10 protein-coding genes are annotated in these 13,559 nt (G+C 36.2%); 3 read left to right on the forward strand and 7 right to left on the reverse strand.

What is annotated here, in order from left to right; genetic code table 11:
• Nucleotide 1 precedes the first annotated feature (1 nt).
• The 7 genes from N518_RS0111125 to N518_RS0111155 form a co-directional block, all read right to left on the reverse strand.
• The gene (locus N518_RS0111125) at nucleotides 2-979 is read right to left on the reverse strand and encodes an RsiV family protein (protein ID WP_005023450.1); all 978 of its coding nucleotides are present in this window, start codon (nucleotides 977-979) and stop codon (nucleotides 2-4) included.
• 91 nt (nucleotides 980-1,070) lie between these two features.
• Nucleotides 1,071-1,892, reverse strand: a complete 822-nt coding sequence (locus N518_RS0111130) for a DUF3298 domain-containing protein (RefSeq protein ID WP_005023448.1) — start codon at nucleotides 1,890-1,892, stop codon at nucleotides 1,071-1,073.
• Between the two features lie 72 nt (nucleotides 1,893-1,964).
• Complete coding sequence (locus N518_RS0111135; protein ID WP_017400762.1) at nucleotides 1,965-3,554, reverse strand: peptide chain release factor 3; 1,590 nt, start codon at nucleotides 3,552-3,554, stop codon at nucleotides 1,965-1,967.
• 158 nt (nucleotides 3,555-3,712) lie between these two features.
• On the reverse strand, nucleotides 3,713-4,717 hold the full coding sequence (locus tag N518_RS0111140) for a Fic family protein (protein WP_005232180.1): 1,005 nt from the start codon (nucleotides 4,715-4,717) through the stop codon (nucleotides 3,713-3,715).
• Between the two features lie 7 nt (nucleotides 4,718-4,724).
• Nucleotides 4,725-6,224, reverse strand: a complete 1,500-nt coding sequence (locus N518_RS0111145) for a DUF6035 family protein (protein WP_026444247.1) — start codon at nucleotides 6,222-6,224, stop codon at nucleotides 4,725-4,727.
• 48 nt (nucleotides 6,225-6,272) lie between these two features.
• Nucleotides 6,273-9,260, reverse strand: coding sequence for a type III restriction-modification system endonuclease (locus tag N518_RS0111150; RefSeq protein WP_051531900.1), 2,988 nt, complete (start codon nucleotides 9,258-9,260; stop codon nucleotides 6,273-6,275).
• A 2-nt stretch (nucleotides 9,261-9,262) separates the two neighbouring features.
• Nucleotides 9,263-11,164 (reverse strand): site-specific DNA-methyltransferase, encoded by a 1,902-nt coding sequence (locus N518_RS0111155; RefSeq protein WP_026444249.1) that lies wholly within the window; start codon nucleotides 11,162-11,164, stop codon nucleotides 9,263-9,265.
• A gap of 165 nt (nucleotides 11,165-11,329) precedes the next feature.
• On the opposite strand from N518_RS0111155, the gene N518_RS16255 reads away from it, so the two are divergent.
• The 3 genes from N518_RS16255 to N518_RS0111170 all read left to right on the forward strand — a co-directional run.
• Nucleotides 11,330-12,427, forward strand: coding sequence for a DUF4297 domain-containing protein (locus N518_RS16255; RefSeq protein ID WP_051531901.1), 1,098 nt, complete (start codon nucleotides 11,330-11,332; stop codon nucleotides 12,425-12,427).
• A gap of 86 nt (nucleotides 12,428-12,513) precedes the next feature.
• Nucleotides 12,514-13,287, forward strand: a complete 774-nt coding sequence (locus N518_RS16260) for an AAA family ATPase (RefSeq protein WP_228133334.1) — start codon at nucleotides 12,514-12,516, stop codon at nucleotides 13,285-13,287.
• A 65-nt stretch (nucleotides 13,288-13,352) separates the two neighbouring features.
• Nucleotides 13,353-13,559: helix-turn-helix domain-containing protein (locus tag N518_RS0111170; RefSeq protein WP_026444250.1), on the forward strand; the 207-nt coding region annotated here is incomplete at its 3' end.

Genomic DNA, 13,559 nt, shown 5'->3' on the forward strand with positions numbered 1-13,559 from the left:
ATTATTTGTCCGCTTCGGGCGTAGCCGGAACTGCAGTAGTTTTGATATCTGGTGGCAAGTATTCTGTTTTGATCACATCCTGTAGCTCACTGTAGGGTACTACAAGACGTGGCAGGCCAACCACATAGGGACCAATTTCATATTCTCCATATTGTAAAATCAATCCCTGCTTGGCTAAAAAGAAATTATTAGAGAGCTTGAATTTCCAGACCTGTTCATATTCTTCTACACTACTGGCGAGCTTGTTCTCCATCACCCAGTTCTGGAAGGCACTATAAAATTTCTTTTCCAGTACTGCCTGTTGATTGCCATTTAAAATATCTTTTAGCTGTAGCTGCTGCTTCTTCACAAGATCAAAATTATAATATTGCTGAGATGCTGAGCCATGGGCACCGCCCAGGTAACTGCTAGTATTTAACACAACTGTCACCAAGGGACCTTTACTTTGAAGTACCTTGGGCGCCACGGTCAGACTGATCTGCTGGTTGGCACTTAATGTCTTGATTTCACGGTCTAGATCTAAAAAGACATCGGCATAACGCTGCACCTGAGCGTCAAAGTTTTGCTGATCAATTGGGGTAGTGGTTGAATTTGTCCGACTGATTTTAGGTTGGCTTTCAGCAGTATCTTTTTTTGACTGAACTTCTGAATTTTCAACCGGTTTTTTTACCATTTCACTGACGTCAAGAATCTGCGCCAGACTGCTTAAAACAGCCTGGTCTACTGCATCATCTACAAAGGCGTAATTAGAGCTGAGGCGTTTTACATCAAACTGTGGGCAGGTATTACCTTTACATTCCGGCATAGTGACAATCACATCAACCTGTTTCGCCTCTAGAACCGGTTCTCTCTGTTGAGGCACCGCAGACTTTTGTTCAGTCTGTGGCTTTTGTTCCGGTTTATCCTTCGGCTGGCATGCCGTTAAACCTATAACTCCGACCAATAAACTTAAGCTTAATACCTGTTGAGTTCTTAACATTGCTCCCCACCCATTTTCGTCTTACTTTAGACCGCCTTGTATTAGCCTAATGGCTTCATTCAGTAATTCACAATTTTTTTTGTATCTCAACTTAAAACATTTGTTGATATATTTCAGGTTTAAGTATCTGCTGAGTCTGTTTGCGGTTCAGATAGATATCCAGCTGGCTGGCTTCAGGCGCTATCTCATGTGCACGATAATGTATACCAATCCCTTCTTCATCAAAAAACCAGTCTGACTGAGACCAAGATAATTTTTTAGGAGTATCTTTACGAACCTCGGCTGTCTCTTTTTCTAACCAGTCCTGATAATGCTGCTGAACCAAGGTGTTTAATGTAGTTTTTTGCTCAGGCTTTAAAATATCATTTAAACTCAAAGCTTTCTGGACTTTGCGGTCTGCTACAAAAAAATATTGCCGGTCTTTAATAGTTAGTTCTTCAATTTTACTGTCTATGCCTATTTGCAACAGTACATATTGATTACGCTGTGATGCAATACGAGTCTTCATTTTCAGCTCGTATGCACGGTTTTTAGAATATTTCGCCTGCCACTGATCTGAAGCTTTTATAAAAGCATTGACTGCCTGTTGTAAACTCAAATTCTGATTCAGATCAATCTGCTGCTGAATAATCTGTGCCTGATTTTTAGCGATCCACTGATTTAGCCAGACATCCTGAGTATTGATAGTTTGAATATCGATATCAATACAGTTTTTCTTTTCACAAAATGGCAAAGCATACTCAGCACGTTGCTCTTTAATATTTAAATAAGGAAGCACATCTGCCTGATCTATTACTTTTTCAGCATAATGTTGCTGGCCTTTTGACTCAGGGGCCTTATGTTTTTCTTCACAGCCCATAAGGCTTAGTACCGAGCAGATCAGGATAAGTGTAAAGTAGGGCTTGTTACGCATTTTATATTCCTTCTGCTCAATGAACTTTATAATAAAACAGCCTCCGAAGAAGCTGTTTTATATCATGACTATTTAGTGTTCACGTGTATTGCGGAATTCAATATCTGGCCAGCGTTCCTGCATGAGTTGCAGATTCACCCGGCTCGGCGCCAGGTAAGTCAGATGTCCACCGCCATCTATAGAGAGCTGATCATGAGCTTTTTTCTTGAATTCATTCAAGATTTTTTCATCATCACAGTAAATCCAGCGCACCGTATTAATACTGACCGGCTCATAAATACAGTCCACCTTATATTCTTCCTTGAGGCGATAAGCCACTACATCAAACTGTAGTACCCCGACTGCTCCCACAATCAGATCATTACTGATCTGTGGCATAAATACCTGAGTTGCACCTTCTTCAGAAAGTTCTTTCAGCCCCTTTTGTAGCTGCTTGGATTTTAAAGGGTCTTTAAGACGGACTCGACGGAACATTTCAGGTGCAAAGTGTGGAATACCGGTAAAATGCAGACTTTTGCCCGAGGTAAAAGTATCACCAATCTGAATAGTCCCGTGATTATGAAGCCCAATAATATCACCCGGCCATGCTTCTTCCAGATGCTCACGTTCACCTGCCAGAAAGGTCAGTGCATCACTGATCCGCACTTCTTTTCCAATGCGGACATGATTCATCTTTAGACCTTTTTCATATTTACCCGAACAGATTCGCATAAAGGCAATTCGGTCCCGATGTTTGGGATCCATATTTGCCTGAATCTTGAAAACAAAACCAGAGAATTCTTCTTCAGTCGCTTCAACTACACGCTCCTGTGCCGGATGTGCCTTAGGCTCAGGTCCCCAACCAATAAATGCATCCAGCACGTGATCTACACCGAAGTTGCCCAATGCAGTACCAAACAGCACAGGTGTCTGTTTACCTTGCAGGAACAGGTCACGGTCAAATGGATCGCTCGCCATTTGTACCAGCTCCAGTGACTCTTCAAAAGCAGCAAAGGCCAAATCGCCTACTTTTTCACGAATATCGGGATGATCGTAGCCGTCACGTACTTCAATCTCAGTAATCACTGAGCCGAAGCCATGCTTGTATAGGTACAGCTTATTTTCCGCAATGTGATATACCCCGGCAAAATCACGCCCCATACCCAAGGGCCAGGTAATTGGCACACAACGGATTTTGAGAACATTTTCAATTTCATCAAGCAATTCTAGGGGCTCACGGATTTCACGGTCCATTTTATTGACGAAAGAAATAATCGGCGTATCACGCATCCGACAGACTTCCATTAATTTAATGGTTCGCTCTTCTACACCTTTCGCCCCATCAATCACCATTAATGCAGAGTCAACGGCTGTCAGTGTACGATAAGTATCTTCCGAGAAATCTTCGTGTCCTGGCGTATCAAGCAAGTTAATTACATGATTTTTATAGGGAAACTGCATAACTGATGTAGTAATCGAAATTCCCCGCTCTTTTTCCATTTCCATCCAGTCAGAAGTCGCTGCACGGTCCGACTTACGACTTTTAACCATACCTGCTACCTGAATAGCTTTACCCCATAACAGGAGTTTCTCGGTCATGGTCGTCTTACCGGCATCGGGGTGCGAAATAATAGCAAAGGTTCTACGAGCCTTTACCTCTCTAGCTAATTGATCTTTAAACATGAGAAAAATCTACAATATGTACACAGTTATGTACACATTTCTAAATATGTACTAAAACTGAAAAAGTGGGAATTCAAAATTGGCGTAATTGTAGCAGATTTGAATAGGATTTTACTGATTGCGGATATGTCTTGATTTATCCACAATTGAAAGTATTGTTATCTTTTTAATCTATATCTTTGTTTCGGACTTTTCGGCTTATCAGGAATGGTGCGTTTAATCAGACCAGCTTCTATTGCAGGATTTAAGTAATTCCTTTGGAATGTTGCTCGATGAGTTAATCCAACCAATTGCATCAATTCAGCTAAAGTATAATCTTCTTGCTTCATTGCCGAAAGTAAACGCTGAACTTGGTCGCTCACTTGTACGTTAACTTGAGCGGTAACATGATCGCTATCTTGAGCGGTATCAGTTGAACTAAGAATGGCATCTAAAATCATGTGTAAGATGAATTCTATAAACGGGGCTGAATCAGTACGATCTGTACTTGCTTGCAACGCTTCGTAATAAGCTTTTTGATTTTGGTAAATCAAGCTTTCAACAGGAATATTGGCAAAGATTGGATTCCATCTACTTAAAATCAATGTCTGCCACAACCTCCCCATTCGACCATTACCATCTGCGAATGGATGAATAAACTCAAACTCATAATGGAATACTGAACTTTGAATCAGTGGATGTATATCGCTGTCATTCAACCAATTAAGTAAATCAGCCATCAAACGGTTAATCTGATTCGCAGGTGGAGCCATATGCACTACTCGATCACCTGACATTACACCGACACCACCATGACGATACTGACCGACTTCATCAATTAAGCCTGTCATTAAAATTTGGTGCGCTTGTAATAGGTCTTTTTCTTGGCTTGGTTGCCACTGCTGAAATGCTTCATAGGCTTTAATGGCATTACGTACTTCCTGAACTTCTTTCGGAGGTGCAATCACAGTCTTACCATTTAGAATCGCCGTGATTTGTTCTGTACTTAACGTATTCCCTTCTATTGCAAGAGAACCTTGAATAGTACGGATACGATTGGCTTTTCTGAGTTTTAAGCTGTCCTGAATTTCCTCTAAAACAGTCAAACGCCCTATATTTTCACTGATCTGAGCAATCAGATGAATGATTTTTGAGGTGATGGTATAAGGCGGTTGGTATTTCATAATAGACCTACTTTGGTAAATTTATTTTTGAATGAAGTTCACAGCTTTCACCCCAAGCAATTAAGCGTCCTTCAAACTCAGGAACTAAAAATTCAATAAATTGATTTAAATCATGTTTATAAATTTTAAACTCTTCTGGCTGTTGAACATATTTTTTATAACGCTCTTTCCATTTACCCGAACTATCTCTCTCGTTTAATAAATCGGGTTTGCCTGTTACTTTTAAAGTAAGCATCAAATGCTTAATGTAAGCTGGATGATGTTCCATCAAGTTATGAGCTACACTCACCATATCATTAATATTGTTACCTACAACGTAACCAAATTTTGCACTTAAAATTGAGTTGACCACTGTTTTATAGGGTGCATGTAAAATGTATTTAGGTGTACTAATACCCATTAGCTCAAGCTCTTTACGGATGGAAAACCACTGAAAGTTGAATTGACTATCGGTAAGGTAATGAGTTTTTATCCATAGTTTAGTAAACTCGACCAATAATTCAGATTTAGTTTTTGATGGAACTTTTGTATCAAGATCAACCTGTTCTAGTGATTCGATATATTTCTGAACTTTTAGTTTATCTTTTTGATTCTTACTCTCTTGTAAATAACTATGACGTAAGCCTAATTTTTGCTTTAGCTTTTGATATTCAGCTTCATAATCAAAAAAGTATATTTGCTTTGTAGCTTCGTTCTGGACTAAGTTTTGGAATTCGACGAACTCAGTATTCCACTGATTAATGATTTGATTATTCTTTATTTCAGGCTTTAAATAATGACACTCTAAAGTAAAAACTTTTGTTTTAATTGATTGAGCGACTGTAGAATCATTCACTACAAAGGCATTTGCATTATTGTTGTAGTAAATATCTTGCATTGACTGCTTCTTCGCTTTTTCTGTTGGTTCAAAATGATTAAAAATCCACAGTAAGCAAGCATTGTTATCTTGATAAAAAATCTTACGATCAATAATCACATTCAAAAAAGTTGTAGAAAGTTGTCCTTCAAAAACAACTAATTGCTTTTTATATAATGAAGATACATCTGGTCTACGCCATTGCTTTAGATCAATACTTTTACGAACTTGCTCAATATGAATATCACTAAAAGCTTCATCTACTTGAAGGCTTTTATATATGTTCTCTTTCAGCAATTTATGTTGTTGAGTTTCTTTCGCAATTTGATACTTTAGAGCAGTTTTTTCTTGCTCTGATAACTGTTTGATATGCTTTACAGGACATTGGAAGTTTGGATTATTTTCCAACTCAGGAATATGTTTAAAAAAAAATGTTGCCGAGGAATTGATCTCCATGTGATCTGTACGTCTGGCAAGGGTCACTGGGGATTGGCACCAAGCGCAAGTAAAATGAGGCTTGTTTTTATCCCGTTTATATCGCTCCCTTATTTGACTACGCCATTGAGTCAGCTCCATTTCAGACTGTTGAAAGAATACATTCACATCAATCCACATATTTTGATCTTTATCAACAATATGAACCAACTTCATGTATCCCCTCAACTTGCTTATCAAGCCAACATTAATATTGCCTTTAATCTAACCTTTACTAGCCTTTTTACCAATAACATTTTTAATAATTTCAACGACTTTCTCACTCTCAAATTGAGTTTTAAAAACAACCTCTACATCATCTCTTACATTTTTAAATAAAAGCTCAGCATGTTTTATCTTACGCTGTTCTTCTTCCGATAACGTATAACTAGCCTTATCCTTGGTTTCAATTAATAAATTCAAAGTTTTCTTACCACTTTCATACTCAACAATATAGGCAAAGTCTGGAGAATAGGTTCCACCACCTGCTATAGGAATACGAATTGAGTTTTTAGGAATCTTTGTGAATACAGACACTTCAGAAACTTTTTCACAGATATTTTCTTTTTCAAGAGGTGAATCATAAAAGAGTTCATTGAATAAATAATTATCTGCAATATTTAAAGCCTCAGTCATTCGACCTAAATTGGCACTTTCTATCTCAACTAATGGCTCACCTTCTTCATCAGTGAATACAGTAGGGTGGACTGTATTTGAAACATCAGTTAAACCTATTTGATAACTTTGGAATGACTGTTTTAATAAATAATCATTAAAACCACTTCGAATAGAGCGAATTGTACTTTGGCTTAGATATTGATTTATATCCAAATGCTTATCTGTACTTTGCAATAACTCAATAAAAACCTGATGTAGTGTATTACGATTCACTTTTAAAGAGATAGCTAACTCATGTAAGAATTCACCATAGGTCATGGTTTGAATCGGTAAAACCTCTTCATGAATCGAATGCTCAACATGCTGTGATGCCAAATTATTTTCAATAATCAAAGTATGCTTTTTGGTGAAACTTCCTGTCTTTTTAAAGCTATCTAAATTCGCCGCAAAATAACCTTTGAGCAAAGCATGAAATTGCTCTTCAGAGTCGATTTTGTATTCCAAAATCACTTTACGGTTAAGAGTTTCCCACATTTCTTTAAGCTCAGCATACTTAGCAAGACGCATAGTTGCTTTCTGCTTTGTATCTCCAGCATTACGTACTTTATTTGCTTTTAGACCTTGAGCAAAGACTAGAGGGAACTGTTGCTTTAACTTCTCCAAACCGCCTTCTTTAAAGTCATTATTACGCTTAATTGCATCAAGATCATCTAGGTGCTCTAGTAAAGCCTCTTCATCTTTGAACTGATTTGAATATTTATCCAAAATTTGAGCAATTAGATCATAAGTCAGCTTAGTTTCATCAAACTCAACTAATGATTTGCTGTTGATATCTTCTACTAACTCTTTTACAAAATCTTTTTCTGTAAAATCAACATAGTAGTGCAACTGAAAGTTTTCATTTTTAACGCGTTGCATAAACTCATTTACTGGCAAACGTAAGCCACGACCAACTTCTTGCAGCTTACTAGTTTTACCACCACTAGAACGCAATTTACAAATCTGGAATACATTCGGGTTGTCCCAACCTTCGCGTAATGTCCATTTTGAAAAAATGAAACGACGAGGGTTGTCTAAACTGAGTAAGCTTTCTTTATCATGCAGAATTTCTTCAATCTCTTTCTCGATTTTGTCATCTTTTTCAGAGTTATCTTGAGAAAAATAACCGCCGTGTGATTGAGAAATAACTTTCAATGTTTTCTCTAAATATTCTCGATATGCTTCGTGCTTTTCAGTTTCTAAAAGTCGAGTGACATGCTGCTTAATTTCAGCTTCAACAAATAAAGCTAATGTGCCTTTTTCTCCTTCTTTACCACGATAACTTTCAATATTATCAATGAAGAAAAGGCTTAACGGTTTAATCCTAGCAGATGGGCGAGTCATTAAGTCCTTTTCCATTTCAAAATGATTCGTAATGGCTTTACGAATCATCTTCTCCTGCAAAGTTTCATTGTAGGAATATGGATCAATCACATCATTTTTTTTAAGCTCTAAGCCGTTGGATAACACCACTGTAGTTTTATTTAGGTTATCAATGGTTAAGCTACCAAAATTCTGATCGACTCTACTCAAAGATTCATTTTTAAGTAAATGAACTTTTTCGGTAACCTTTCCCTTTTTAACTTGGAAAATTGCCTCTTCTTTCTTTTTGTTGCTAGTATCAATTTCTACGAGTTTAATTGATGTGTCTTTCGCACCTTCAAATTCTTCAATATAAGCCACCACGCCTTTAACTAAATCCTGGTTAAAAGCATCGACAGCGGTTAATTGATAGATAAGGTTAGAGTAATCTTCATTAAAGGTTGCTCCATAACGAACAATAAACTGCCCACCTAGCTTTTGAATGTTACCCCAAGTCTTTTGTGCGGTTGGAAAGCGATGTGGTTCATCAATGATAACTATTGGAGCTATTGCAGCAATTGCCTCAAGAGGCGTATTAAATTGATCGAATACAGCACGGTCATACTTCTTGCTGAGAGTGTCGGAGTTGATCATCCCTGCATTGATTACAAGTACATGAATAGTCTGATCATCATTTGGTGCTTGTACAAAATCCAGAATACTTTGTGGCATTAAATCTTTCTTAGACTTCTTGCCTGACTGACTTTCGACAATATGACAACGAATAGACTTATTCTGGTAATTGGTTGCGAAATGCTCTTGTGAAGCCTGAGATCTAAGAAAATTAACGGTACCTGCCTTAATCGGAAGTGTAGGTACGACCACAACAAACTTAAAAAGTTTCAGTCGAGCATTTAGCTCAAACATCATTTTGGTATAGGTATAGGTTTTACCTGTACCTGTTTCCATCGAAATATCAAGTACATTACTTTCTGGTTTAGCTGTATGTCCTACAATTTCGTTATGCTTTTGCACCGCCTCGATTGATTTTGCATAGTCTGATAATCCCAGTTGCTTATCTTTGGGTGCTAATGGATTACTTAGTAAAGCCATTTGCTGATTAGGTTTAGTAAATGTTACCGTTTCCAGCACAGCAAGAATACTATCTACCGCACGTTGTTGATGTGGCAAGTTCCCTTCAAAATGAAACTGTTTTGTTTGCTGTGTTGCAAATAAAGGTAATGTTGCATTCATTATTAGTATCTCACCACAACATCAACAGGAATCGACTTTTTATTATTGTAGTTTTTCATCGCTTCATCGATTTCGCGTTGAGATTTACTATCGAAGTGATGACCCAGAATGACCAATTTAGAAACTTGAAATTCATGTTCATCATCAAGTTTTTTAATCAAGTCTTTTAAGGCATCTGTATTAAAGCCTTTATTGACCAAATACAGGACATGACCAAAACTATAGGCTAGATAATCGCCAAGACTTACAGTATTGAGATTTTCAGACAATAAAATTTTATCCAAACCTTTCCACGTGGTTAAGATATCTTTCAATTGAGTATCATCAAAGCCAGTTGTAATAGATGAAGTAGCCGACTGAGCTAGTGTTAGTTGTTTTAACTCTCTGTAATTAGAAGAAGGTAAAAAGTTGTCACAAGTTTTAAAAATTTTAAAACCATGCTTGAAATTACTTTCAGGAAACTCTTGAACTATTTTTTCGCCCGCCTTAATAATACGATCTTTTGTAATTTCAAAAATCGTGCGATAGCCTGCTTTATAAGCTTCTTTATCTCCTGCTATCTGCTCATCAATTTGTACACAAATAAACTGACGATTACCACCATCTTCTGCATTCATCTGCATAACTGCGTGAGCAGCAGTTCCAGAGCCTGCAAAAAAATCAAGCGTTAAATCATTGTCTAGTATATTTGTACTTAGCTTCAAAATATGACGTAAAAGTCGAGTTGGTTTTGGTGTGTCAAAAAGACCATTACCGTTAAATAACTCTTTCAACTCTTGCTTTGCTTCTTGATTATGCCCAACATCGCTATGTTTCCAAATAGTCAAAGGAACAATTCCTGTATTGCCAAGTTCCGACAAAAATGTTTTTATTCTTGGTACATTATTTCCCATTTTGCCAAACCAAATACGATTATCAGCAATTAACTCATTAACTTTATGTATAGGCATTGACCAACAACGCCCTTTCGTAGGCATAATTTTTTTGCCATTCGGGGTTGTGATTGGATAATCATAGTCAACATTATATGAACGAACTGTCATATCAGATGAAGCCCAGACTCCCCTTGGATCATTGTCTGGATTTGAAAAACGACTATTAGTTTCTTCTGTACGAGCTAATTTGTTAGGAAACCACTTATCTTTATTCTTAGTGTAAATTAGAATGTAATCATGATTATCACTAAACCACTTTGCGTCATTTTGTGGACTGAATTTCTTTTCCCAAATAGCATCACTTACAAAATTCCCCTCCCCAAAAATTTCATCACACAAAATTTTCAGTTGAGCTTGCTCATTATCATCAATCGAGATAAAAATAACTCCGTCATCTTTAAGCAACTGCTTTGCAATATAAAGACGTGGGTAAATAAAAGTCAGCCATGCACTATGACTATTAGCATTACTTTGTGTGAAATCTAGAACTCGTTGGGCTTCATCAAAGTCAACACCTGCAAGTTCTGCAAATTGTTCAGGTGTAAAACTTCTATCATCTTGATAAACAAAGCCATCTGACCCAGTGTTATATGGCGGATCAATGTAAATCATTTTAACCTTTTCACTATAAGCACCTTTTAGATGCTTCAGTACCTCAAGGTTATCTCCTTGAATCAATAAATTATGACTATTTTTATTTTGTTCTTGTTGATTATGCTCAATGTCTTCCGACAGCATAGTTCTGATCGGTTCATTGGCTAAAACACGTGCATAAGACTTGCCTAACCAATTTAGACCATAGCTTTCACGACTAACATCTACCCCATCTGCTTGCAAAATTTCCTGCAATTTTGAAACAAGAAATTTACCCTGTTTATCAAAACATTGAGGAAAATTATTTTTTAAAACAGCCAGTTGCTCACTATTCGCAGTGATTTTTTCAGTGGGTAATGTCTGTTCGGTTTTCATATAAAATGACAAGGTTCTTAACACAAATTTGCAAATATTCTAACATTTAAGAAGAGAAAATATTTGACTAATTTACAAGCAAAATATTTGAAAATTTTGTAAGATAATTTAAATATATCAATATACTAATGCTTTCCGCACTTATAGAGTAGAGGAAAATTTATTTTGGCAGAAATTAAAACTATAAAAACCGCAAACCCTTTAGCTGTTGTTCAACGAGAAACAGCAGGTGCTAGCACTTATGAAAAATACGAATATCAATATCATTGGGCTTTAGGTCGAGTTTTAGATGAGCATTCAAATTCAACTGACTACGTTGTTTTTATCGAACTGCATGAAGATGTTGTTTATTGTTCATCAATAGATGGATCTAAAGTGCAATTTGAATTCAATCAAGTTAAAAATAAATCTTCCTCAAAATATACAAATAAGAGTCTAACTAAACGTACAAAAAAAGATCCTAATTCAGTATTAGGAAAAATGTTATTAGGTATTAAAGATAAACCCTATCGCGATAAATTAATCAGTTTAAATTTAGTGGCAACTTGTGGATTCTCACTTCAACTTAATGGTGAACCTTTAAACCTTGAGGTTATCAAAATCGGTGATTTACATGAAGAATGTATTAATGACATTCAAGTTGCTATTGATACAGAAATCGGCGATAAAAACTTACCTGATACACTTTCATTTATTACCCCAACTTTACCAGCAAAAGGATTTCAACAATACACAATTGGGCAAATCACAAGTTTAGTTAACAAAATTAAGGCTGGAGCAAATCATAACGCCGAATCTATCTATCGCTTATTAATGGATGAATTACGCATTAAAGGTGCTGTTACATATGACTATAAACTCTGGGATGATCTAATCCAAAAAAAAGGCTTAACAGGCATCACCGTCGAAAACACTATTTCTCAATTTACACAAAGTAATGACCTTCAAGTTCGCGAGAATGAGCTTACTGAAATCCTTAATGAGCTAAATTTCAAACATCATGAAAAAGCAAAAATTAGAAAAGAATTTCATCGTTATCATTCCTCTTCCTTACAAAGAAACCTTGCCGTACTCCAAGACCATGAAATAATGAAAAATATTGTAAATATCAATTATTCAGTTTATGAGGATGAAGGATTAGAAACTTTCATAGACAAAACAATGGAACAACTGCTTAAAAATGACAAGATTACATCAAGTCATGATAATGTAATCAAAGCTGGGCTTTTTTATGAGTTGATTTGTAAAAATGAAGAACACTAAGCCAAACAACGAAAATTTCAAACTTTTGATTAGGAACTTAAGAATTGGACAACATAATAAACTTATCGTTCAAACAACTGACAATCGTGTCAAATTCCCAAAAGTCCGCAAATCAGTTCAACTTCCACCCAAAATTTAATTTGATTACAGGGGATGATAATAGTATTGGCAAATCCACTCTTGCTAAACTACTCCTTTGGACTTTAGGTTGCTCAACCCATCATGATCCCACATGGAAGTCTTTCGATATAAGATCCTTATTAGTTTTTAATATCGGTAATAGTGAATATGCAGTTGGTCGGTATAATGATATTATTTTTATAAAACAACCAAGTAAAGGTTGGCAAAAATTTGAAAAGATCACTGGTGAATATTCAAAATTATTTGCTGAAATTGTTGGCTTTAAAGTTTTATTGCCAAACAAAAAAGATACAACAAAACTTGAAACACCTCCTCCAGCATATTACTTTCTCCCTTTCTACATTGATCAAGAATCAAGCTGGACTCAAACATGGAGCGGCTTTACTAATCTTCAGCAATATCGTAATTGGAAGCCCACGGTGATTAAATATCACACAGGTTATATAAACTCTGAGTACTTTAAAATTCTTGAAGAAATTTCTAAAAACCAATTTGAAAAAAAATCTGTTGAAGAAAAAGTTAGGACTATTGAAACAAGCATTAATATTATTACTGAATACCTACCAACTAGCCCTAAAGTTATTGCATTAACATCTAGCCAGCTAGAAGATCTATATCAAACAGTAAATGAAGACCTTAATGCATTACAGCAACAACAAGAAGATTTTTTCAAAAAAATAAGTTGTATTAGTTCAGACTTGATCGTACATTCTTCTTGAAAAAGAGAAAGTTACCCGTTTTGATAAAGGTGTCGAAATCTTAATTAAACAAAGGTAACTTTCTTATGTTGCATACTAACAATCAAATCATCAAACACAAAGTCGGCTTACTCAATTTAGCTGAAGAGCTTCAAAATGTTTCTAGAGCATGCAAAGTGATGGGTGTCTCTAGAGATACTTTCTATCGCTATCATGAGTTAGTACAGTCTGGTGACATTGATGCATTAATCAATAAGTCCCGTCGAGTACCAAATCTAAAAAACCGTGTAGAT

This window comes from Acinetobacter sp. UNC436CL71CviS28 (assembly GCF_000620525.1).
Taxonomy (GTDB): Bacteria; Pseudomonadota; Gammaproteobacteria; order Pseudomonadales; family Moraxellaceae; genus Acinetobacter; species Acinetobacter radioresistens.

What these genes read in the sequence shown, in the direction of transcription:
- N518_RS0111125 (WP_005023450.1), bottom strand. Translation starts at nt 979, where the DNA reads ATGTTAAGAACTCAACAGGTATTAAGCTTAAGTTTATTGGTCGGAGTT.
- N518_RS0111145 (WP_026444247.1), bottom strand. Translation starts at nt 6,224, where the DNA reads ATGAAGTTGGTTCATATTGTTGATAAAGATCAAAATATGTGGATTGAT.
- N518_RS0111130 (WP_005023448.1), bottom strand. Translation starts at nt 1,892, where the DNA reads ATGCGTAACAAGCCCTACTTTACACTTATCCTGATCTGCTCGGTACTA.
- N518_RS0111150 (WP_051531900.1), bottom strand. Translation starts at nt 9,260, where the DNA reads ATGAATGCAACATTACCTTTATTTGCAACACAGCAAACAAAACAGTTT.
- N518_RS0111135 (WP_017400762.1), bottom strand. Translation starts at nt 3,554, where the DNA reads ATGTTTAAAGATCAATTAGCTAGAGAGGTAAAGGCTCGTAGAACCTTT.
- N518_RS0111155 (WP_026444249.1), bottom strand. Translation starts at nt 11,164, where the DNA reads ATGAAAACCGAACAGACATTACCCACTGAAAAAATCACTGCGAATAGT.
- N518_RS0111140 (WP_005232180.1), bottom strand. Translation starts at nt 4,717, where the DNA reads ATGAAATACCAACCGCCTTATACCATCACCTCAAAAATCATTCATCTG.